This window comes from Methylomonas rivi (assembly GCF_024505165.1).
Lineage (GTDB): Bacteria > Pseudomonadota > Gammaproteobacteria > Methylococcales > Methylomonadaceae > Methylomonas > Methylomonas rivi.
In genome coordinates, this window is record NZ_JANIBK010000015.1 from 1 (window position 1) to 23,452 (window position 23,452).

General features: G+C 50.8%; 17 protein-coding genes. 3 read left to right on the forward strand and 14 right to left on the reverse strand.

The window, feature by feature from the left end; all coding sequences use genetic code 11:
* The 4 genes from NP596_RS04610 to NP596_RS04625 all read right to left on the reverse strand — a co-directional run.
* Positions 1–744, reverse strand: a 744-nt coding sequence (locus NP596_RS04610) for an ammonium transporter (RefSeq protein WP_371927902.1), incomplete at its 3' end; no start/stop codon positions are given.
* 125 nt (positions 745–869) lie between these two features.
* Positions 870–1,208 carry a P-II family nitrogen regulator gene (locus tag NP596_RS04615; protein ID WP_256614088.1) on the reverse strand — a complete coding sequence of 113 codons (339 nt, stop codon included), beginning with the start codon at positions 1,206–1,208 and terminating at the stop codon, positions 870–872.
* 179 nt (positions 1,209–1,387) lie between these two features.
* Positions 1,388–2,779: an ammonium transporter gene (locus NP596_RS04620; RefSeq protein WP_371927903.1), complete on the reverse strand. Its 1,392-nt coding sequence runs from the start codon at positions 2,777–2,779 to the stop codon at positions 1,388–1,390.
* A gap of 19 nt (positions 2,780–2,798) precedes the next feature.
* On the reverse strand, positions 2,799–3,137 hold the full coding sequence (locus NP596_RS04625; protein WP_013819546.1) for a P-II family nitrogen regulator: 339 nt from the start codon (positions 3,135–3,137) through the stop codon (positions 2,799–2,801).
* Between the two features lie 428 nt (positions 3,138–3,565).
* On the opposite strand from NP596_RS04625, the gene NP596_RS04630 reads away from it, so the two are divergent.
* Together NP596_RS04630 and glnA are read left to right on the forward strand one after the other, a co-directional pair.
* A complete protein-coding gene (locus NP596_RS04630; protein ID WP_256614089.1) occupies positions 3,566–4,789 on the forward strand; it encodes a porin in 1,224 nt (407 codons plus the stop codon).
* 151 nt (positions 4,790–4,940) lie between these two features.
* Positions 4,941–6,350 (forward strand): glutamate--ammonia ligase, encoded by a 1,410-nt coding sequence (gene glnA, locus NP596_RS04635; RefSeq protein ID WP_256614090.1) that lies wholly within the window; start codon positions 4,941–4,943, stop codon positions 6,348–6,350.
* Between the two features lie 211 nt (positions 6,351–6,561).
* Here glnA and NP596_RS04640 read toward each other — a convergent pair whose 3' ends face one another.
* Positions 6,562–6,813, reverse strand: coding sequence for a Rho-binding antiterminator (locus NP596_RS04640; protein ID WP_256614091.1), 252 nt, complete (start codon positions 6,811–6,813; stop codon positions 6,562–6,564).
* 441 nt (positions 6,814–7,254) lie between these two features.
* On the opposite strand from NP596_RS04640, the gene NP596_RS04645 reads away from it, so the two are divergent.
* The gene (locus tag NP596_RS04645; protein WP_256614092.1) at positions 7,255–8,523 is read left to right on the forward strand and encodes a hypothetical protein; all 1,269 of its coding nucleotides are present in this window, start codon (positions 7,255–7,257) and stop codon (positions 8,521–8,523) included.
* Between the two features lie 163 nt (positions 8,524–8,686).
* On the opposite strand, the gene NP596_RS04650 is transcribed toward NP596_RS04645, so the two are convergent.
* From NP596_RS04650 to NP596_RS04690, 9 genes are all read right to left on the reverse strand, one after another.
* On the reverse strand, positions 8,687–9,454 hold the full coding sequence (locus tag NP596_RS04650; protein ID WP_256614093.1) for a hypothetical protein: 768 nt from the start codon (positions 9,452–9,454) through the stop codon (positions 8,687–8,689).
* A gap of 132 nt (positions 9,455–9,586) precedes the next feature.
* The gene (locus NP596_RS04655; protein WP_256614094.1) at positions 9,587–9,787 is read right to left on the reverse strand and encodes a hypothetical protein; all 201 of its coding nucleotides are present in this window, start codon (positions 9,785–9,787) and stop codon (positions 9,587–9,589) included.
* Positions 9,784–10,356 carry an ATPase gene (locus NP596_RS04660; RefSeq protein ID WP_256614095.1) on the reverse strand — a complete coding sequence of 191 codons (573 nt, stop codon included), beginning with the start codon at positions 10,354–10,356 and terminating at the stop codon, positions 9,784–9,786. The genes NP596_RS04655 and NP596_RS04660 overlap by 4 nt, the downstream gene beginning before the upstream one ends.
* Before the next feature lie 18 nt (positions 10,357–10,374).
* A complete protein-coding gene (locus tag NP596_RS04665; RefSeq protein ID WP_256614096.1) occupies positions 10,375–13,677 on the reverse strand; it encodes a COR domain-containing protein in 3,303 nt (1,100 codons plus the stop codon).
* Between the two features lie 309 nt (positions 13,678–13,986).
* On the reverse strand, positions 13,987–14,139 hold the full coding sequence (locus tag NP596_RS04670; protein WP_256614097.1) for a hypothetical protein: 153 nt from the start codon (positions 14,137–14,139) through the stop codon (positions 13,987–13,989).
* Between the two features lie 169 nt (positions 14,140–14,308).
* The gene (gene rpe / locus NP596_RS04675) at positions 14,309–14,974 is read right to left on the reverse strand and encodes a ribulose-phosphate 3-epimerase (protein WP_256614098.1); all 666 of its coding nucleotides are present in this window, start codon (positions 14,972–14,974) and stop codon (positions 14,309–14,311) included.
* 86 nt (positions 14,975–15,060) lie between these two features.
* The gene (locus NP596_RS04680; protein ID WP_256614099.1) at positions 15,061–17,430 is read right to left on the reverse strand and encodes a sensor domain-containing protein; all 2,370 of its coding nucleotides are present in this window, start codon (positions 17,428–17,430) and stop codon (positions 15,061–15,063) included.
* A 12-nt stretch (positions 17,431–17,442) separates the two neighbouring features.
* Complete coding sequence (locus NP596_RS04685; protein WP_256614100.1) at positions 17,443–18,144, reverse strand: response regulator; 702 nt, start codon at positions 18,142–18,144, stop codon at positions 17,443–17,445.
* A gap of 67 nt (positions 18,145–18,211) precedes the next feature.
* A complete protein-coding gene (locus NP596_RS04690; RefSeq protein ID WP_256614101.1) occupies positions 18,212–23,413 on the reverse strand; it encodes an ATP-binding sensor histidine kinase in 5,202 nt (1,733 codons plus the stop codon).
* Positions 23,414–23,452 lie beyond the last annotated feature (39 nt).

A 23,452-nucleotide genomic window follows, 5' to 3' on the forward strand; every position in this document is an offset into this window, starting at 1 on the left:
GCTGCCGTCGGCGGTCAGGGCGCTGCCGCCGTTAAAGCCGAACCAACCGAACCAAAGCATGCCGGCGCCGGTGACGACCATGGTCATGTTGTGCGGCGGCATCGCCACGGTGGGAAAGCCGCGTCTGGGGCCCAGCACTAAAGCTGCAACCAAGGCCGCTATGCCGGCATTGATATGAATCACGATGCCGCCGGCAAAGTCTTTCACGCCCATATCCGCCAGCCAGCCGCCGCCCCAAATCCAGTGGCAGATCGGCATATACACCACGATCAACCATAAGGCGCTAAACCAAAGCATGGCGGAAAATTTCATGCGCTCGGCAAAACCGCCCACTATCAAGGCCGGCGTGATGATGGCGAAAGTCATTTGAAACATGAAGTACACGGTTTCCGGAATATCGCCGATTAAATTGCTGGTGCTCATATCGGGCAAGAATATTTTCGCGCCGCCGCCTAAGAACTTTTGCCAATCGCCGCCGTCGGCGAAGATAAAGCTATATACCCCGGCCAGCCACATCAGCGATACCAGGCAGGTGATCGCAAAGCATTGCATTAATACCGACAGCACGTTTTTGCTGCGCACTAGGCCGCCGTAAAACAGCGATAAACCGGGTATGGTCATGAATAATACCAACGCGGTGGAGGTTAAAACCCAGGCGGTGTTGGCTTGGTTGATTTCTTCGGCTGTCGCCAGTTGCGGCAACAAGAATAAGCTGGTAAGTGCGATAAGTTTATGAATTGTCATTGTTATAGTCTTATTTTTGATCCGCCTTCTAAATAAGGCCAAGCCAGATATGACAAGATCGCCTCTATCTACGTTTGTGTAGATAGAGGCGATCTTGTGAAAAGCCTTGGCTTATCCGGGCGGACTTATATGGCATCCTCTCCGGTTTCGCCGGTTCTGATGCGAATGATTTGTTCCAGAGAGGTGACGAAGATTTTACCGTCTCCGATTTTGCCCGTGTTGGCCGCTTTGACGATGGCGTCTATCGCTTGATCGACAATAGCGTCGGCAACGGCAATTTCGAGTTTCACTTTCGGTAAAAAATCCACCACATACTCTGCTCCCCTGTACAGCTCGGTATGGCCCTTTTGTCTGCCGAAACCTTTTACTTCCGTAGCCGTCACGCCGGACACGCCCATTTCGGACAATGCTTCCCTTACGTCGTCCAATTTAAATGGTTTGATAATTGCGGTAATTAATTTCATGCTTTCCCCAAATGATTAGTTAAGAACGGTTTTATCCTGTGCCAGCATGATAAAGAATTCTACTTAAACCTACAATTTGTCTGATTAACTCACTGATATTTCAGGTAGCGCCAACACGAGAAAAGGGCGGCCATTCCTGGCCGCCCGTGTCCGTTAAAACTGAAGAGTGGGCTGATCGGTCAGAGGTTATAGGCCGATTCGCCGTGTTCCGTGATATCCAGGCCTTGGCGTTCGGATGTTTCGTCGACGCGCAGTCCCACCATGATGTCGGCGATTTTGAAAGCGATGAAAGAGACAACGCCTGACCAGACGATCGCGGTAGCCACGCCCCATGATTGGCTGATGAGTTGGGTGATCATGTCGTATTCGGCAACAGCATTGCCCACATAATCCCAAACTCCCGTGCCACCCAATGCCGGACTTGCTACCACTGCGGTACCCAGAGCGCCGATGATGCCGCCTATGCCGTGTACGCCAAACGCATCCAGCGAATCATCGTAACCCAATATGTGTTTCAGACGAGTGACTGTCCAGAAACATACCGCTCCGGCTACCAAGCCCAGGAAAATCGAGCCCATCGGACCGGCCCATCCGCAAGCGGGGGTAATTGCTACCAATCCTGCTATTGCGCCTGATGTTGCGCCGAGCAGGCTAGGTTTGCCGCGTACTAGCCATTCAATCGTCAGCCAGGATAAGGTTGCCGCAGCGGCGGCGAGCAAGGTGTTGAGGAATACCAAGGCCGCCAGACCATTGGCTTCCAGGTTGGACCCGGCATTGAAGCCAAACCAGCCCACCCATAACAAAGATGCGCCAACCATGTTCATGGTGAGGCTGTGCGGTGCGATAAACTCTTTGCCATAACCGATGCGTTTGCCGATCATCAAACAGCCCACTAATCCGGCAACGCCCGCGTTGATGTGAACCACCGTTCCGCCGGCAAAGTCCAAAGCGCCTTTTTGGAACAAAAATCCTGCTGTTGCGCCGGCTGCTTCCGCAGCTGAGGCATCGGTATATGCATCGGGGCCAGCCCAGTACCACACCATGTGCGCCATCGGTAAATAACAAAAGCTGAACCAAAGGACTGTGAACAACAATAATGCCGAGAATTTAATCCTTTCGGCAAAGGCACCGATAATGAGGGCGGGTGTAATGGCCGAAAAGGTTAACTGAAAGGCAACATAGATGAATTCAGGGATGTAGATGCCTTTGCTGAATGTAGCAGCCATCGAATCCGGCGTTACGCCGGCTAGAAACGCTTTGCTAAAGCCGCCGAAGAACGCATTACCTTCCGTAAAGGCTATGCTATAGCCATAGAGTGCCCATAAAATAGCGGTCAGGGAAAAAATAACGAATACTTGCAGTAATATGGACAGCATATTTTTGGCGCGCACCATGCCGCCGTAGAATAATGCCAAACCCGGAATCACCATCAGAGAAACCAGTACCGTAGCGACTATCATCCAAGCCGTATCCCCTTTGTTTACAGTGGGAGCGGCTATTTCCTCGGCGAATGCCAGGTCGGTAAAACCGCTTAGCATGAGTAGTGCTGAGCCAAATAAAAGTTTTTTCATAGTTCTTTCCTCTATTGATTTAAAGCGCTTCTTCGCCGGACTCGCCGGTTCTGATTCGAACGACCTGCTCCAGATTGGTCACAAAAATTTTGCCGTCGCCGATTTTGCCGGTATTGGCAACTCTGACAATCGATTCGACTGCCTGCTCGACCAAACTGTCCGCCACCGCCACTTCAATTTTTGCTTTGGGCAGAAAATCAACCACATATTCGGCGCCGCGATACAGTTCGGTGTGGCCTTTCTGGCGGCCGAAGCCCTTTACTTCGGTGACCGTTACACCGGAGACGCCAATATCGGACAGCGCTTCACGCACGTCATCCAATTTGAATGGTTTAACAACAGCAGTTATGAGTTTCATAAATAAGCACCCCTTTTGTTCATGGCTAAATACCTCTACGTATTTGTGATTAACATCACACAGCCAAAAGCAGGTAGCGTGCCAAGTTATAAGCTTTTGATATTAAAGGATGTGATATGAAATTGGTGGGTTTGGTGCAATTTAAGGCACCAAGATGGAGCGTTTTGCTTCATTTTGGATCGTAGCGGCGGCGGGGCGAGCTTTTATCTGAAAAATAGCCGTGTCCGGCAGGTAATTGCGGGCATAACTTGTTGCTTAGCAACAAAAAATGGGTATTTAGCAACAAATATGGTGCAAGTTGCGCACTTAGATGGTGCGTATTTGCGCAATTCGTATGCATTTAATTGTATATGTTATTGAATTTGTTGTATATTTATTGTGGCACGGTACGTGCTTTATGGTTTTTGAATGTTTACTGGAGAAAAAATATGAAAAAAATCATACCCTCATTAATCACAGGCAGCTTAGCGTTGGTGGCGGCAAATGCTCGGGCTGAGGATGCCGGCATGATCGAGTCCTTAAGTGGTTACAACGTTAATGAAAGTGCGTTTACTAAAAGCACGGGGATTAATGTTGGCGGTTGGGCAAGCGGCGGTATTACTTACGCATCGCATAACGCACCATCCAATTCAAACGCGCCAATCAGCTTCAATGACCGCATCAATGAGTTTCAATTTAATCAATTGAATCTGTTTGCTGAAAAAGCAGTAAACAAAGGCAGCGGTTGGGATTTCGGCGGGCGGGTGGATTTTATGTTCGGTACCGATTCACGTAAAACGCAAGCAGCCGGATGGGATAATAGAATGATTCCCAGAAATAATGGCAACTCTCCAGGTGAGGGCGAACGCTTTTATGACGTAGCGTTTCCACAAGCGTATGCGGAAATCTATGCGCCATTCGGCAATGGCGTTACCGCGAAAATCGGTCATTTTTATACCATTATCGGTTACGAAGTGGTGACGTCGCCCGATAACTTTTTCTATTCGCATGCCTATACCATGCTATATGGCGAACCGTTTACCCATACCGGTGCGATTTTAAGTTACGACATTAACGACAATATCTCCATCACCGGCGGCGGTGTAATGGGCTGGGATAACTTTCGTCAACAACCGGGCGCGTGGGATTTCCTGGGCGGCGCAACCTTCACTACCGATGACGCAAACACCTCTTTAGCGCTGAACATCATCACTGGCGATACCAACCAGACCGATAACATCAATACCACAATGTATAGCGCCGTATTGCAACACGGCTTTACGGATAAACTGCACTACGTTTTGCAACATGACTTTGGGGTCATTCAAGACGGCGTTAACCGCGGCGGTCAAAACGCCGAATGGTACGGCATCAACCAATATTTGACCTACGACATCAATGATAAATTAGGTGCCGGCATCAGGGCGGAATGGTTTAGAGACAGCACCGGCGCGCGTATAGCCACTACCGGTATTGGCGGTGCTGCAGGAACCGGCGGTAGCTTTTACGCGGTTACGGCTGGCTTGAACTATTCTCCGAACTCATGGTTGAAATTGCGTCCGGAATTGCGGTACGACTATTTTGCGGCCGACGGTGACGGCTCTAAGGCTTACGATGACGGCAACGAGTTCGACCAACTCGGTGTGGCGATGGATATGATCGTTGCATTCTAAGCGGACGCTATCCATTTCAATGCAAAAAAACCACGGCGACAAACCCTAAATTGGCGTTTGTTGCTGTGGCTCTTTATAAAAATTGATGATATTGTTAACGCTGTTTTACACCCACTAACTATAACAATTATCCTGTAGGAGACCTTCGCCGATGTCAGTAGATAACGTACTTAAAATGATCCAAGAAAACGACGTGCAATTCGTCGATTTTCGTTTTTGCGATACCCGCGGTAAAGAACAGCACGTTACTTTTCCGGCGCATACTATCGACGAAGACACCTTTGAAGAAGGCAACATGTTCGATGGCTCATCCGTGGCCGGCTGGAAGCATATTAACGAATCCGACATGATTCTGATGCCCGATCCAAGCACTGCTAAAATCGATCCATTTTTCGACGATAAAACCTTGATCCTGCGTTGCGACATCATCGAGCCAAAAGATATGCAAGGCTACGGCCGCGACCCGCGCTCCATCGCCAAACGCGCGGAAGCTTACATGCAATCCACCGGCATCGCCGACACCGCATTCTTCGGCCCCGAAAACGAATTTTTCATTTTCGACGATGTGCGTTGGTCCGCTGAAATGGGCGGCTGTTCTTACAAAATCGACTCCGAGGAAGCCGGCTGGAACTCCGAAAAAGTTTACGAAAACGGCAACATCGGCCACCGTCCCGGTATCAAGGGCGGTTACTTCCCCGTGCCTCCGGTCGATTCATTCCAAGACATGCGTTCCGCGATGTGCTTGGTATTGGAAGAAATGGGCCAAACCATCGAAGTGCACCACCACGAAGTGGCGACTGCCGGCCAATGCGAAATCGGCTCCAAATTCAACACCTTGGTTAAGAAAGCCGACGAAGTGTTGGAACTGAAATACGTAATTGCCAACATTGCGCATGCATACGGCAAAACGGCTACTTTCATGCCAAAACCACTGGTTGGCGACAACGGCAGCGGTATGCACGTTCACCAATCGTTGGCTAAAGGCGGCGTAAACCTGTTCACCGGCGATTTGTACGGCGGTCTGTCCGAAACCGCGCTGTACTACATCGGCGGTATCATCAAACATGCTAAAGCCCTGAACGCCTTGACCAATGCGTCAACCAACAGCTACAAACGTTTGGTTCCCGGTTTTGAAGCGCCTGTGATGCTGGCGTACTCCGCGCGCAACCGCTCCGCGTCCATCCGCATTCCCTACGTCACCAATCCTAAAGGCCGCCGTATCGAAGTGCGTTTCCCAGACTCAACCGCTAACCCATACTTGGCCTTCTCCGCCATGTTGATGGCCGGTCTGGACGGCATCCAAAACAAAATCCACCCGGGCGAAGCCATGGATAAGGATTTGTACGACTTGCCGCCGGAAGAGGAAAAAATGATTCCGCAAGTTGCATTCTCGCTGGATTCCGCCCTGGAAGCGCTGGACCAAGACCGCGAGTTCCTGACCCGTGGCGGCGTATTCACCGACGATGCCATCGACGGTTACATCGCCCTGAAACAACAGGATGTGACTCGTCTGCGTATGAGCACTCACCCTGTTGAGTTCGATATGTACTACAGCCTTTAACGGTTAAGCCTGTTTCAGACAGGCCCACACCACCCCAAAACCCCGCAAGTTATCTGGCTTCGCGGGGTTTTTTATGTCCCGAGCATTCCCAGCAAAACCCATTGAGGGCCGATATTTTGTCCCCCAGTTCGTACCGAACAACGAAGTTTCTGCCGAGGCGAAAGCCCGCCTTTAATGCGGCCGATGATAGGCTCTTTCGCCGCGCGGCGGGTTAAAAAACGACTTCCTTAAATTGCGCGTTGGGTGTCAACACTTGCAGCTTTTTTAACTGATTAAGCTCGATTTGCTGTCTTTGTCCATTGTCGATAATCAGGTACTCGCGTTTTTCGGCGCTGGTCAGGGTGTCGACAGCTTTTCCTTCCATAGTCTGCTGGTCCTTAAACGTAAGCTTGAGCCGATAATGATACAGGCAGGCGATTTCGATAAAGTCGTGCAGATCGCAGGCAATGGTGCATTTACCCATGTTTGTCTCCATGGCGTTGGTTAACGCTTCTGAGGTGTTGTTGCTCTTAATATAACCCTAATCTCAGGATCGTTTAGTTTTGGCGTAGCCATTGATAGACTTTCCAGGCGCAAAACACTTTCGGGTATTGTTGCCGGGAGCGGCTTTAGCCCCGCTCAAGGCGCTCATAGCGGCTAAAGCCGCTTCTACGAAGGAAATATATTTCGGTAATATGTTTCCAACCATATCCTTAATGCGGTGACTTTTAGGGGTTAATGCGGTAAATCCGGGCGATTGGGCGGGTTGCCTTCATCCGCTGCACAATACGCAAAGCGAGGGTTTGAGTGGCTAGCCAACAAAATTGGGCGAGACACTGTTTCAGCGCAACGACGGTGTCCTGCGCCAATTTCCGTGAATACCCTACCTGAACTATTTCGGGTTTTTCTTTCAGAGGTGCCGGTTATGAAGAAAGCCGCAACCGTTATTGTTCTAATGGCGTTCGCAATGCTCAATAGTATGGGCAGCGTCGCAGCTCCCGCCATCGCAACAAATTCCATCGATAAGCAAAGCCATGCCGCGATTTTAGTAAAGTATATCCGCGTTGCCATAAACGATGCCATGGATACGGACCGGAATATCGGTAGCTATCGACTGTTTAAAACCGGAACCGCGTTAAAAAGCATCATGGATACCTGGCAAAACGCTAACCCAGCCATTGGCGATAAAAACTATGGCGCATTGGAGACGGCGCAACAAACCTTCATCGCCGATGCCTATGCCGCCGCTAAACAGTTGAATCAGGACACCGCCGCGCAGATGGAAGCTGCTGCAATGATCGAGCATCTTGCCAAGCAAAGTTCAGCGGATGCCGGGATATTTCAGGGTAGCCCCGCTCTGTTCAGTTACGCGCCAAGGATTGTTCATCCGGGTATGAACGGGGTACTGTCTTTTACCATACAGGGTGTGAATTTCCGCAAAGCCAAGCCGCGCATCATATTGCCCAACGGAAAAGCGGCGTTTCGGGTTTCTTTGTCGAATCATGAAGCCATTTTTTCGGTGCCGTCGGCAATCTTCAAGTTCGATCAACTGAAGCCAGGCTTTGCCACGCTAAGATTGAGCTACCTGAATTCGAAGAAAAAGCGGGCAAGCACGGATATTTCCGTCCTGCAATTGCCGCAAAAGTTCAGCGACTTTACGCTGCAGGTCAAGACTCGGGATACCGTTCGCGACACCTGGGAAGGTAATCGCCAGTTCTATTGGGCGGGCCAGGAACAATCCAAAACATTGTCGCAAGGGCCGCACGATAACGGTTGGAAAATAATGGCGGCTTCTCTCCGCCAGGGCCAGGTTTGGGGCGAGGCGGGTAAAGGTTGTACCGTTGCCGCCAATAGCGAATACGGTTTCGCGATCGAGATTCGCCACGATGCGGTTAAAACCGATTCGAGTCCCGGCGCATCGCCTTATCAATATTGCGAATGGCACTGGAAAGAATATTTCGATAGGCAAGTGATTACCGACCAACCGCCCGTGGTCGGTCAACTCAATTGGTTGGAAAACGTCATGCTGCCGTTACCGCAAAATACCGCCAGCACTTTGTTGCTAATGAAGACCTGGGACGGTATCGAGCGCACCATCGCCGGCTCGAGGACGGAGCCTTTTTTCCAGGTGGTCGATACCGGAAACGTTTTGGAAATTAAACCCAAAATCCCCGATGAACTGAATGCGCTTTGAGGCTGGCCGGCATGTCTAAGTCGTAAGCCGATAATAATCAATCTGGGCTTAGCGCAAGTCCCTTTCCAACTTCGCCCCGCCTGCAAAGCCAAGGCGTCGAGTTCTTCAGTGATTCCCTGTTTCCCCACCAAAATCCATTTTTCCCCTGGCTTTGGCGACAGCCTCAATAGCGCGGTTTGGCTGGCGCAATCAGAAAAAACACGACAAAACCGATAAAGCTCAATAACGTCAGCCAGTTGAAGGTTTTGGCCAGCTTGCGCAGCCCCGGGTTGGCCTTTTTAACGATGTCGAAGCTGTCGATATAAATGGTTTCGCAAGCGCCTTGCCCGGTGTCATTGCGGGTTGGGCTGGTGCCGCGGGTATAGCCGATGGCATGATTGGTGTATTCCGCCAAAACGCCAGTGAAGCGGATCACGTCGCCCGGTTCCGCCTGCATCAGTTTAGCCTTGAGATCGTCGTTATCGGTGACGATATGATTGTTGGATAGGGCGTACATGGAAAAGGCGGCGCCGATCTCCTGATTGGGCCATGCCGCCCAACAGGTCCAGCTATCGCTGCTGAAGCGCATGCTTTTGTAAACCCCGGATGCGACGTTTTTGCCCCAGATCACGCATACATCCCGCACGTTGATGAAATCTCGCCATCGTTTGTGATGCCAGATGTTGGTAAAACCGTCCGCGTTGCTGTAGCTGACCACCACGCCCTGCAAATCGTATTCGAATTTAGGCTTGACGGTATAAGCCAAACCGTTGGCCTCGATCGAGAAAGGTTCTCTATCCGTCTCGGTTTGCAGCGGTTCATCGAGTTGGCTGAGATCGTAATAGCTTGGCTCGGGCCAGTCGTCTTTATAAAACTGGCTGATGCCGGCGACACAGGCGCTGACGATAAACAGGTATTTGAACAGGCGTTCGAAAAAGCCGCTGGCGGTCATGTGAAAGCACCTGCATAAAGATTATTGGACTGCCCAAACTTTTATTTCAAACAAACTCGGCACCGGCATCGAAGTAATCAGCGCCAGGATTTTAGTATGTTGGCTGAAAACCGGTGCACCGTCTAAGATCGTTTAGTGTCGATCGGGTTGCGCTGGAGTTTTCAAGTCTGCCGGGGCGTCGTCACCCACTGTAAAAGGTGTTGTACCGTTCCATTGCACAGAATATTGACCAAGCCTGCGCTTGCGTTCCAGGGTTTTGCTGACGGCCAGCCGCAGGCAATCCAGCATCGCTTGGGTGTCCGGGCTGAGGGTGGGTTTGGATGGTTCGCTCATGATTGGGCCTGCTGTTGTAACCATGTGAAAAAATCGGCATGTAATATTTCGCGGGCCGTTCCGGTTTGCTGAAATACCAATTCCGGAATGGCGCCGCTGTTCATAAAGCAAAGAGTTTGATCGGTTTTCGGCGCAAAGACATTTAACAAGTTGTGCAGGCTGCGCGGGAAACGCCGCGCAATGTCTGCTTCGGCGATGTTGTGGCCGCCGTGGGCGACGCGTTCGGCTACACGCAACCGCGACATTTCCGCATTCGGCAAGGCCAGATAAGCCAATTCCACTCGCCAGCCCTTGGCTTGCAAGCGGTCTATCAGTTTCAAATAACCGCGCCCGGCCAGCGTGGTTTCGAAGGCGAAATCCTGGCGCGCGGCGATGCAGCTTTCGATTTCATGCAGGAACAAGCGGCTGGCGGCCAGCAGGTGTTGTTCTGGGGCCAGCGGCGACAGGCCGGCAGCGATCAAGTCGGCGTTGACGAAGCGTCGGCAGCCCGCCACCGAAGGCAGGTATTCCAGCGCGAAGGTGGTTTTGCCCGCGCCGTTGGGGCCGGCAATTATCCAGCAGGTTGGCATGAGCTTGATTCTTCTGGGCTAGGTCGAGGCTGTTGTTGACTTGTTGTCTATTAATTTTTGTAATTCCGGTTTCAACCTTTTTACGAGTTCCATCATGTAATGCTGCCGGTTGGAGTTTGGAATTGGTTGACCATCCGTTTCCCGGAATTTCACTAAATCGGTATAAGCGAATTTGGCGCCTATTTGAGTCTGGTCGAACTGATCCCCATGTGGCTTGAAAAATTGCAACCTAGCTAATTCCTCGTCGGAACTAAACTGACATGGAGTAAAGTAAATCGGTGCTATTAATAGGCTGTTATCGGACTTTAGCCGCTCAAGTGCTGCACCGAATTCTTTTTCCTGAATGTATTGCGAATTCATGAACTCCTGACTGACTAATAGAATCATCACGTCGCAATTGGCAACCTTGCTTTGCAGGAAGTTATCCCAATCTGTGCCGATTGGAATTTCTTGATCCGCAAAAACTTTAGCATATAACTCTGGAGAATTAATATATTGATCAAAATCGGCCTTGAAGATGGAAACGTAATCCCTCTGGGCATGAGAATAGGAAATAAATATTTTTAATGGTCTATTCATTGAGTTTGTTTTATTCGCCCATTTTGGTAGATGCTCTGAACGTATACCATCCAGCAATTCCGATACATCTACAACTTCATAACTGGCTGGACATTCTACTTTGAGTTTGTAGTCGCGCTTACGTTGTAAAAGCCGCTTTAAATCGAAAGATTCAGGCTTGGTTTTTTCGCGACATTGATTGCAATTACATGGCACGAGCTTTTCGACTTTTTCGTGATGTTTTTCGTCGTTTAATCGAAAACTGTCGTTTAACGCATCTAAGTCTGCCGAGATGGCGGTTAGCAACTCCTTGCGTTCCGGACCACGTGCACGCAAGATAATTTCTCCTCCCTTCGGAGCAATTTCAACGAGGAGTTCGCTACCATCCTGTTCAAATAACACTCCGGTTACCCAGCCCAAATCCGGGCGTGATACGAAACGATGTTGACGCACCATCAGGCGGCTAACCAAACCTTTAGGCATAAACTCGTAGCGGTAGCGCAACACTAAATCGCCCGGCTGTTCCCAAGATGCGAGTGCGGCAGGTTTTGACGGAGGCAGCAGTTGTGGAGCAAGCCATGTCTCTGAGCCGGCGTCAGGTAGCTGATAACACAGTTCAAACTTTTGCATTAGGGCCAGTAATTCGGCGTGCATATCGGCATATTGAGAATCTTGCCAAACTCTCAGGCAGTCTTGCTGATTAAAATGTCCCAAGGCAGTCTTAACGATTTCATCATCTAGCATTTTGAATACCGCTTCTGTGGCCCAAGTATTTTGCAGAATTATTGTTTTAAGTAAGTTCCTATCCTCCTGAAAATGTAAGAATACTCCAAGATCGTGTAGATAACGGCTTAAAAACAAGGCTTTTTCTCGATCAAACGGCAACTGTTGACCATAAAGATCGAAATATTCTTGCAGCGATATGTGCGGTCTATACTCCGCTAGAGTTTCAATATCGGCACGGATAGAAACCCAACGAGCAGGAAGTTGTTCGCCTATGTGCGGTAAGTTTTTAGCATAATATTCAAGTGCACTCTTCAACTTATTTGCAGTACCAGGAAACTCAAGATTTCCATTGAATATCTCTTTCACGTTATCGAATCGGCCTTTTATACCTGCTTCGTCGATTTTTTTTCCGCGCCCGCCTTTCTCATTCTGGAATATCAAGAGCGGGCTATGATCGGACAATTGGTCAACGACTTCCAGCCAGTATTTAAAGCCTTCGTCTTGAACGGTTTTATTATCTTTACGGGTATCGTCCAGCAATACATATAAGGAGCGTTTAGTAAGGAAAAACTGATGTGTAGAATGATAGATTTCCTGGCCACCAAAATCCCAAACGTTTAAACGAAAAGTTCGGCTATTATCGAGTTTAAACTCGTGTCGATGAATTGCTATTCCCTTTGTCGTTTCTGCTTCCTCAGGAAGCGGTTTATCGGTTTGATAAAGTCGTCTCAATAAACTGGTTTTTCCAGCGCCGCCTTCGCCGACAATTAATAATTTTGCTTCGTATAAGTGATCGATTCCTTGTTTTTGTTTTTCATCGAAATAATTTAAAATTGCTTCATTGCCCTGCTTAACTATCTCAGCTGGTGGAATAGTAAGATAATCATCATCCACTGTGATTGCATTATTACGCCAATAACCTAGCTGCATCGATTGAGATTTTAATCTTATTGAAACTCCAGATCTAATCCAATGAAGGAAAGGGGAAATATCGCTGATGGGAATAGATCTGGCTACAATCTCTTTAAGGCCATCCAAAGCGAGTAAAGGCGTCAGATCAACCTCTTTCGATCCTTTTATTCGTAATGTATTAAGTACGGTCAAATTTTTTAATGGGTCTAAATCAGTATCGACTTCAAAAATAAACTTTCGACCAATATGTAAATACTCTAAATTTGATAATCTTTTCAGTGTAGTTAAGTCTAAATATTTTGTTCCCGAAATATCAAGATTTCTCAATTCAATAAGATTAGCTAGTGGATTGAGATCGATGATGTTATTGTCACTGATGTCGAGTTTTACTAGATTTTTTAAATGAGTTATTGGGCTTAACTCAGTGATTTTCGTATTGTGGGCATTGACCTCTCTCAGTTTATTAACTTTTACCAAAGGGCTTAAATCATCAACTGCTGTTCCACCGAAATAAAGTCTTTCTATGTTATGCATGCCGGCGAGCGGTGACAAATTTTTAACTCTTGTACGGCTGATAAAAAGTGATTTTAGGTTTGTTAGTCTATTTAGGGGGGTTAAATCAGTTACTTTAGTACCTGATATGTAAAGATCCTGTAATTTCTTAAGGTTAGAAATTGGGTCTAGATTGGATAGTTTTGTATCTGAGAGGTCGAGCCATTCTAAGTTTTTTAATTCTGCCAGGATTGATATATCTGAAGTTCTAGTGTTAGAAAAGTCTAACCACTCCAGTTTTTTTAAATTTTTTAGCGAGGAGAGGCTTTCAGGGCTATATGAAGTCTGTCCGTCGAAGCAATTAAACCAGAGCCTCCTGAGGTTGGTTAGGTGTAAAAAAGGGTTGCTTTTATCCTTTTTTCTAAAGTAACTAATTTTATTTGCTGGGCCATTATTCCGGTTATTTCTTTCAAATCCCAAAACTTCCTTTAAATTAGAGAATGATAGTTCCTCCAGCCAGACTAATTCGGAAATTTCCATTGGGACTTCAGTTAATCCACAATTACCCAAATCTAAACATGGAGATTGAGTAATCTTGTTTTCTTTGATGAGTTTCAAAGCGAGTTCAGACATTAGATGTGTTCCTTCATATGCTGTGCGGAAGAGATTTTTAAATTCGTCCTAATTGATTTGATAAATTTTAGCAGGTATCCCCAATTCAGTCTTTGTGGTGTAAGCTTGCATTTTCTCGGTGTCGGTTATATGCCTTTGATGTTGTCAAGGCCTTATGGTTGATAAACGTTTGTTTAATGTCGATTCTCGAAGCGATCCACCATGGATAGTTTTCGATTGACCGCCATTGTTTTTAGTCGTGATGGAATGTTGGATGCTACAGGGTTTGTTTTGCTGGATTGTCGCTGCATTCAGGAAATGTATCCAAGGTTACTCGTCTATTTGGACTTGTTCTTCCGGGTTGGTGAACAGCCGGCTTTTCTTTTGTTCGAGGTATTCGATGCGTTTATCGTCGTCGGACAGCTTGATCAAGCCTTTTTCAACGCCCTGTTGTATGTAGTCGATGACTTGATTTTCGATCATGTACTGCCCTGTTTAGCTTTGCGACTGGATTGAATATCCGCGCATTTTAACAAAACAGCCGGTGTGGACTTTGAATAATGAACTGAAGGTTTTAGATGGGAGGCAAAGACGCTGTCTTTTCAGGTGGGTTCATCCGCTTCGATAAGAGCATCGAAGCGGATGTATGGGATTAGGCCTTGGCCATTTCAGCGCGCATTTCGTCGATCACGGCTTTATAGTCGGGTTTGCCGAAAATCGCCGAACCGGCCACGAAGGTATCCGCGCCGGCGGCTTTGATTTCGCGGATATTCGAGGTGTTGACGCCGCCGTCGATTTCCAGGCGGATGTCGAAACCGCTGTCGTCGATGATTTGTCTGGCTTGACGCAGTTTCGGCAATGCGGACGGCAGGAAGGATTGGCCGCCGAAGCCGGGGTTGACCGACATCAGCAGAATCATGTCCACTTTGTCCAGCACGTGTTCCAGATAGGACAGCGGGGTGGCCGGATTGAATACCAGGCCGGATTTGCAACCCAGGTCCCTGATCATTTGCAGGGAACGGTCGATATGCCGCGAGGCTTCTGGGTGGAAGGTAATGTAGCTGGCGCCGGCCTTGGCGAAATCCGGAATGATGCGGTCGACGGGTTCTATCATCAAATGTACGTCGATCGGCGCGGTGACGCCGTGCTTGCGCAACGCGTCGCAAACCAGAGGACCGATGGTCAGATTCGGCACGAAATGGTTATCCATTACATCGAAATGTACGATGTCCGCGCCGGCTTTTAAAACATTGTCCACTTCTTCGCCCAAGCGCGCGAAGTCGGCGGAGAGAATGGAAGGTGCAATTAAATCAGCCATTTTCTGATCCTCGTTGGTTTGAAAAATAGACCATTATACGATGTTTCGGCGCTTAGTCTAAAACCCTGGTATGAAAGACGGCGGTGTCAGGAAACCGGGAGGGGGCGGTGCTGCTTCAAAAAACTTTCGAATTCATCGGCGGGCAAGGGTTTGCTGGCGAAATACCCCTGATAAAAGTCGCAGTTGCGGCTGCTTAAAAAGGCCATTTGCGCCGGGGTTTCGACGCCTTCGGCAATCACTTGCATGCGCAGGGTTTTGGCCATGGCAATGATGGTGGCGGTAATTTCCATGTCGTCGCTCTGCATCGGAATGTCGTCGATAAAACTTTTATCGATTTTCAGCACATCCAGCGGAAACGATTTTAAATACGCCAGCGACGAATAGCCGGTGCCGAAATCGTCGATGGCCAAGTGGATACCCAGGTCATGCAAACGGTTTAAGATATCGATGGCTTCCTTTTCCCGTTTCATCAATGCGCTTTCGGTCAGTTCCAATTCCAGATATTCGGCCGGAAAGCCGGTTTCGGCCAAGGTATTTGCGACGATGGCGCAAATATCGTTGTGCAGAAACTGATGCGGCGACAGGTTGACCGCGATGCGGATAGGCGGCAGGCCGGCGTCCAGCCAAGCCTTGCCTTGCCGGCAAGCTTCATTCAGCACCCAGTTGCCGATGCCGGTGATCAAGCCGGTTTCTTCGGCAATCGGAATAAATTTGAGCGGCGGTATCAATTCGCCGCTGGTTTGCCAGCGTATCAAGGCTTCCGCGCCGACAATATCGCCGGTGCCGACACACAGTTGCGGTTGATAAAATAGCCGGAACTCGTTTTTTTCGATGGCCTGGCGCAGCCGAAATTCCGTACCGATGCGTTCGCGGGCGGCGCGGGTTAATTCCTCGGAAAAATATTTAAAACAGTTACGGCCTTCATTTTTGGCCTGGTACAGCGCGGTGTCCGCATGCTGCAACAATTCGGCGGGCGCGCCGCCGTGTTCGGGGTAGAGGGCAATGCCGATGCTGGCGCCGACTCTGACTTCGTTACCGTTGCTTAATAGCCAGGGTTCGTTGACGGTGGCGATAATGTCGGTGGCAATGCGGGCGGCGGTTTCCGGGTGCGCTATGTCTTCCAGAAGCACGACAAACTCGTCGCCGCCCAGCCGGCAGACGGTATCGGCGGCCCGTAGCCGGGCGGTCAGGCGCCCCGCCACCATCTGCAGCAGGTCGTCGCCGGCCATGTGGCCGAAACTGTCGTTAACGTCCTTGAAGCGGTCCAGGTCCAGCATGACTATCGCCAATTGGGTGTGTTGGCGTTGCGCTTGCGAGATGCTGTGTTGCAGCCGCGACATCAGCAACATGCGGTTGGGCAGTTTGGTGAGCGGGTCGTGGTGGGCCAAAAACTCCAGTTCCTGCTCGGAGGCTTTTAGTTTGGAGATGTCGGCAAATACCCCGACGTAATTGCAAATTTGGCCGGCGGCGTCTTTGACCGTGCTGATGCTCAATAACTCGGGATAAAGCTCGCCGTTTTTGCGCCGGTTCCAGATTTCGCCCTGCCAGTGCCCGGTCCGGTTGATTTCGTCCCACATGGCGCTGTAAAACTCGGGGGGATGGCGGCCGGAGCGTAATAATCGAGTCGATTGCTGTATGGCTTCGAATTGGCTGTAGCCGGTAATTTCGGTAAACGCCCGGTTAACCCGTTGAATTTGGCGGTCGACATCGGTAATCATGACGCCTTCCCGGGTGGTTTCGAACACGGCGGCCGCCAGGCGCAGATGGTCTTCGTTGCGCTTGATTTCGCTGATGTCGGTGACCGTGCCGATATAGCCCAGTAAACGGTTATTGCCGTCGTATTCGGCTTCGGCGCGTCCCACTACCCAGTGCAGCGGCCCATTCCGGTGTTGAAACCGGTATTGGCTGTAAAAAGGGGTTTGGGTTTTGGTGGACAACTCCCATTCGACACTCACGCGCGGCCGGTCTTCGGGGTAGATCGATCGTAGCCAGCCGTCGCCTTTTGCCGCGTCTAAATTTAAACCGCTGATATTGCACCAGCGCTGGTTGACATATTCGCATTTACCGCCGGCATCGGTTTTAAAAATGCCCACGGGCGCCAGTCTGGCCAGGGTTTGAAACAACGCTTCGCTTTGCCGCAAGGCAATTTCGGCTTCCTTGCGGGCGGAGATGTCGCGCAGGCCGATCACATACGCCGGCCGGCCTTCCCAATCCAGCGGAGTGGCGCGCATTTCGGCCCAGGCAAAGCCGCTGGGCCTGATCAGGTTGATGTCTTGCGGAGCGGCGGAGCTGTTGGTGACCGGAATGGCCAGGGATTGGCCGACAATAGCAGGGCGTTCGAGCAGTTGTTCGGCGGCTTGATTGGCGTACAGCACCGTCCCCTGCAAATCGACCACCAGAATGCCGTCGGTAATGGTATCCAGGATCAGGCTGAGCCGCTTTAGGGTATCGGTCATCTTGAGCGCTATTTAGATGATGATGGTCTGAACGCCCGTGCCTTGTGTTTGCGTGGTGATGGCCGCCATGACCGACGACATGCGGGACAGGTCGCCCAACAGTTTCAATACCGGTTCCGGAATATCGCGCACCAGCATCGGAGTGGCGAACACCTCTTTTTCCAGGGCCTTTTCCGGCATGCCCAGCACTTCGATGACATCGAACACCCAGTGGCCGGGCTCGTAAATACCGGCCAGCAGGGCGCTGATTTGTTCCACCATGCGGCGGGTTTCCGCATTCAGCGAAACCACATACAGCGTCAGTACCAGTTTATGGTGGTTGGCGCGCCTGGCTTCGTGGGTTTTGGCCATGTGCGCCACCTGGGCTATATCCCGGATTTGCGACGCCGATAGCGGTTTGCTGGCCAGCTCGAATTGCAGACCTTCCTCATGGGCGGATTTCAGTTGCTCCATGAACTCGGCGGCAAAAGCGGTGACGATATAGATATTCAGGTCGGGATCCAGCGCTTTCAGGCGGCGGAGGGTCTCCACGCCATCGATTCCCGGCATGCGCAAGTCCAGAAAAATCAGGTCCGGGCGCGCTTGCTCGACCATTTCCAGGCCTTGCAGGCCGTTTTCGGCTTCGCGGACACTGTAGCCGTCTTCTTCCAGGATCAGTTTGAATGCGCCCCTCACCGCGGGATCGTCATCGATAACCAAAATGTTATTTAACATGCGCTTTTACTCGGAACTGTGTGATTTTGACGCGAATTTTTCATAATTATCCAAGGAATGCCGGCAATTAGCTATCGAAAATGTGGAAATCGAGGCGAATCCGGCAGCCCGCTCCCGGCCGGCTGTCGATATCGATCGCGCCGCCGCTGTCTTGTATCAGCCGGCGGGTGACCGATAAACCCAGGCCGGTGCCTTTGCCGGGGGGCTTGGTGGTAAAAAAAGGATCGAACATGCGGCTTTGGACTTCCTGGCTAATACCAGGGCCGTTGTCGCTAATCGACACAGCCAGGGTTTGCCCGTTGAGCATAGCAACAATCTCAATTTTAGGTTGTGCCGAATCCAGCAAGGCATCGCGGGCATTGATCAGTAAATTCACCAAAATCTGTTGCAGACATTCGGCCGGACAGGCGATGTCCGGTAAGGTGTCCGGTATATCCATTTCAATCGTAATAGCCGCTTTGCGCAGTTCGCCTTCCAACAATAACAAGCTTTGCTCGAGTACCTCGGAAAAGGAGCAATGCCCGCCGGTGACGGATTTGCTGCGCATGAACACCAACATGTTGGAAACGATTTTTTTGATGCGCTGAATTTGTTGCAGCGCTTGCTCGAGAATTTGTTTGGATTTCGGATCGTCGGTGCGGTCGGCGACAAATTCCACAAAGTTCATCACGCCCATCAAGGGATTGTTGATTTCGTGCGCCACGCCGCCGACCAGGGTGCCCATGGCCGAGAGTTTTTCCATTTGCAGCATGTGTTCCTGGTTTTCCTGCAATTGCAAATACGCCAGCTGGGTTTGTTCCAGCAGCTTGGCGTTTTCCAGGGAAATGGCGGCCTGAGCAGTCAATAATTCGGTCATGCTGATTTTTTCCAGCGTGAACACGCCTTCGGCCAAGCGGTTTTCCAAATAAAGCAGGCCGATAAATTCGGATTGCTTGATGATGGGCAGACATAATACCGAGCGCAGTTTCAGGGTCTGCACTTCCGGGGCGTTTTGAAAATCCCCGCAATTCATCGCATCGTGTAAAACCACTTTGGCATGGGTGCGCTGTACGTAATTGACGATGGCCCGGCAAATGCCGCGAGTTTTAGCGATCGAATAGGCCGGTTTTTGCGGCAATTGCTTTTTGCCGACGTGTTGTTCGGCGCAGACCAGCAATGCCCCGCCTTGTTCGATCAACAGATAACCATGCTGGGCGGCGGAACTTTCCAGCACCACCGCCATGATTTTTTGCATCAATTGGCTTAAATCGATTTCCGCCGACAGCGCCAAGGCCGATTTCATCAGGTAGTTGATATCCAGGCTGGGCAGGGTTTCATGCGAGACTTCGTTGCGGTTGCCGCGCGCCGCCGTGTCGCCGCCTACATAGGGGCGCCGTTCCTGCAGACGGTTGCTTTTGGCATCCGCCCGGCATAGGCGGTAGTGGCGGCGGGCTTCTGCGTAATACAATTCCGCATCGCCAAGCCGGTATTCGTTTAACAAATCCGCCAGCATTTCGTACAAGTGTCCGCTTAGCAAACCGTAGTGTTGAGCCTGGGCCAGAGCGATGGCATCGAAATACAGGTTACGCGCTTCCCGGTAAAAGCCTTGTTTCAGGGCGATTTCCGCCCGAATGAACGCCAGATACGGTTTTAATAACGGTCCCAGTTCGGCCCAGGTTTCCAATTTGCCCAACAAGGGGGCGATTTCGGCATCTATTTCCGGCCAGTCCGGTGCTTCCGGCTGGCGCAGGCGAATCAGAATTTTGAAGACATACCAGAGTCTTTTCAGGACATTGTCGGTCAGTCCGTGCAGATAATCCTCCACCTGTTGCAAGGATTGCGCGGCCGACCGGTATTCGCCCAAAAAATATTGGGCAAAGCCCAGTAACGCAAAATAACTGCCGGATGCCGCCACATAATTATCGGTGGCCCAGCGTTGCAGGGTAGCGGTCATGTCGGCGGCTTGATAATCCGGTTTCATCGGTTGTACCCAACCCGCCAGCACCGCTTCGGCCAAGCCCACCGAAAACGACAGTTGGTTTTTACGGGAAAATTGCAGGCACTCTTCCGCGGCTTCTTCCAGTTGGCGCAGGTTTTTACCCTGTACCATCAAGTTCCACATCAGAGGGCCGTAAGACAAGCCGGCGTTATACAAATCGCCGCAGTTTTTGCCGCACTGTATGCCTTTGTGCGCATAATCGACGATCTCCGCCGGATGGCTGCGGCTGTGCATGTTGCACCAGACGATGCCGTTCATGCCGCGGGTGGCGCCGAAGGTATTGGGATATTTGGCGCACAGGTCGTGCGCCAGATCCTGGTATTTAAAGGCTTCGTCGAAGCGGCCCTGTTCGCCGAGATTCAGGCCCATGATGGAGAACGAATAAATCACCGATTCGTCCATGCCGCCTTCCAGGCAATGCAGCGTGGATTGCGCCGCCGACAGATACAGCTGCGGTACCAGACCGCACATATACAGGTCCGGGATCAGCTCGCTGTAAAAGGCCAGTTCGATTTTACTTTTGCGTTCGCGGGTAAACGGCATTTTTAAAATTGTTTGCCAGACATCGCCTTGTTGCTGGATTTGCACCATCAACACCTGCATTTGTTGCCGGGCTTGGTCGGCATCGGCCGGAATCGATTTTTCAAAGTAGGCCAGGCCCCGGTTGGCGGTCTGGATGGCTTGGTTGAAGTTGCCGAACGACGACAGCGAGGTGGTCTGGTCGGCCAATGCCTCTGCTTTGTCCAGGTCGCTGACCGCATGTTCGATCAAGCGATTCAATAGCGCCTCGGAATGTTCGTATTGGCCGCGCATCAGATTGGTTTTCGCCAGGCGCTGATAGATTCTAAAGGTCAAAGGGTAGGCCATTTCCCAGCAGTCGGCCGGCAGATAGTCGTGGGCTTGCAGGAAAAATTCGTTGGCGGCTTCGCCGGCCAGCGCATCCAAGGCCTTGTTGCCGGCGTGAAAATTAATATCGGCCAGCCAGTATGCGGTTTCTGTATCCAATTCGGCGGCACGGCCTTGATTGAGATGGGCGGTAATGGTGAACAGATTGTCCAGGTTTTCTAAATCGACGTTATGTTCGACGGCGCATTGATATTCAATCCGGCCCACGTGCAAATTGTCCTTGATTTTCAGGTGCGCATTCGCCAGCGCCGCATCGAGCAGTTTTTTACCGATGCGCCAGTGTATGCCGGGCCTGATCGTAACATCGACCTGGCGCAGTACCGCTTCTTGTACGCGGTCGTGCACGAATTGCAGATCGGATTTGTTTTCCAGCAATAAACTCGAACTAAGTACCGGCTTGAGATCTTCAAACAGTTGTTCGATACGTATGTCCATTACCAAGGCCACGTTTTCGGCGGTAAAACGGTTACCCATGCAGGCGCAATGGTTGAGGATATGCAGGGTCTTGAGGGGCAGTTTTTGCACTTTGGCGCTGAACAGTTCCACCACGCTGGCCGGCATTTGGGTGTCGCGGATGCGTTGCATATCCCAGAACCAATGCAGGTCTTCGTCGGTGCCGAGCAGGCCCTCGTTGTACAGCCAGGCCAGGCTTTCACTGACGAACAAGGGGTTGCCTTCGGTCAAGTCGGCGATAAAGCATGCCAGTTGCGCGGTAGCGGCCGCTTCCGCATCGAGAATGTAAGTCACCATTTCATGGCAATCGCTGGCGCTGAGAGCTTCCAGGCGGATTTCCGCCAAGGGTCCGGCATTGTCGCGAACGGCGTGGATCAATTTGCTCAAGGGGTGGGCGGAGTCCACTTCGTTGTGGCGGTACGCACCTATAAAAAACAGATAAGGGTGTTCGCCGTGGTTGGCGAACAGGTTTTGCAGAAAATCGAACGTGGCGGTATCGCACCATTGCAAATCGTCGATAAACAACACCAGCGGGTTGTTCTCGCTGGCCAGACAGGCCAGAAAACGCCCGAATAAATTGTTGAAGCGGTTACGCGCTTCCACCGGCGGCAACGGCACGGGCTCGGGTTGCGGGCCGATGATGAACTCCAGCTCCGGCACCACGTCGATAATCACCCCGCCATGGCTTTCCACGGCTTCGAGGATTTTATGCTTCCATTGCGCTACCTGCTCGTTGCTTTCGGTGAGAAAGGTGCGAATCAAGTTACGCAGGGCTTGTATGAAGGAGCTGTAAGGAATGTTTTTTTGATACTGATCGAATTTGCCGGAGGTGAAATAGCCTCGGTTCTTAACCAGCGGTTTCTGCAATTCCTGGATCAGACGGGTTTTGCCTATGCCGGACAAGCCGGAAATGAATGCCGAGCGGAACCGCCCGGACATGACCTGCCGATATTCCTGGTATATCAGCGCGCTTTCCGCCTGACGGCCGACCATTTTGGAGATGAAAACCACCCGCCGGCTCAGGTCGTGTTGGCACAGGCTGAAGTTGGAAATGCGGCCTTGTTTTTGGAGTTCCGCCTGGCAGCGCCTTAAATCCGCCAGCAAGCCGGCGGCGCTTTGATAGCGTTTTTCCGGCTGCTTCAACGTCAGTTTGTGAACGATTTCCGCCAAGGTCACCGGAATGTTCGGATTGACGGTATGCGCCTTGCGGGCTTCTTCGGCCAGATGCGAGTGAATCAGTTCCAGCGGGTCGGCGGAAAAAAACGGCAATCCGCCTGTCAGCAGTTCGTAAAACACGATGCCCAGCGAATACAAATCGGTGGAAAAATCCACCCGGTAATTGATGCGGCCGGTCTGTTCGGGCGAAGTATAGGCAAGGGTGTTGCGGACGAATTCCGGATCGTAAATAAAATGGCTGACGTCGCGGATGTCCAGCGGCGTGATGAAGTCGGTCAAGCGTACGCTCAGGGTGTCCGGCAGTACCAAAATATTGTGCGGCTTAACGCCTCCGTGGGTGATGCCGGCGTCATGCACGGTTTGCAGGGTATCGGCCAAAGCGCAGGCCAGACTGAGAAAGTCGGCCAGTTCGATAGGGGCTTGGCCGCTTGCCCAAATATTTAACGGCAGGCCGCCGAACCAGGGTTGTACGATGAATTGATGGTCGTCGCTGCTCTCCAGGGTTAGCGGGGTGCAGATGCGTGGGTCGTGCAGCACTTTTAAGCGTTCGACTTTCTGGCGTAAATGCCGGGACTGGTCTTCCCAACTGGACAGCAGTTTCAGGCATTTGATGACCAGCGCGTAATCCGGTACATGTTTGTGAAACCCTTTAAAAACCGTGGCTTGCAGGCTTTCGCCCAGTTTTTCGGTGATGACGTAATTGTTTAAGCGGGGGGCATTTTGCAGTTGAATAGTATGGTTATAGTGCTCAATCATCTGCGATACCTGCCTTGGAATACGGACCTGGCCTTTCAT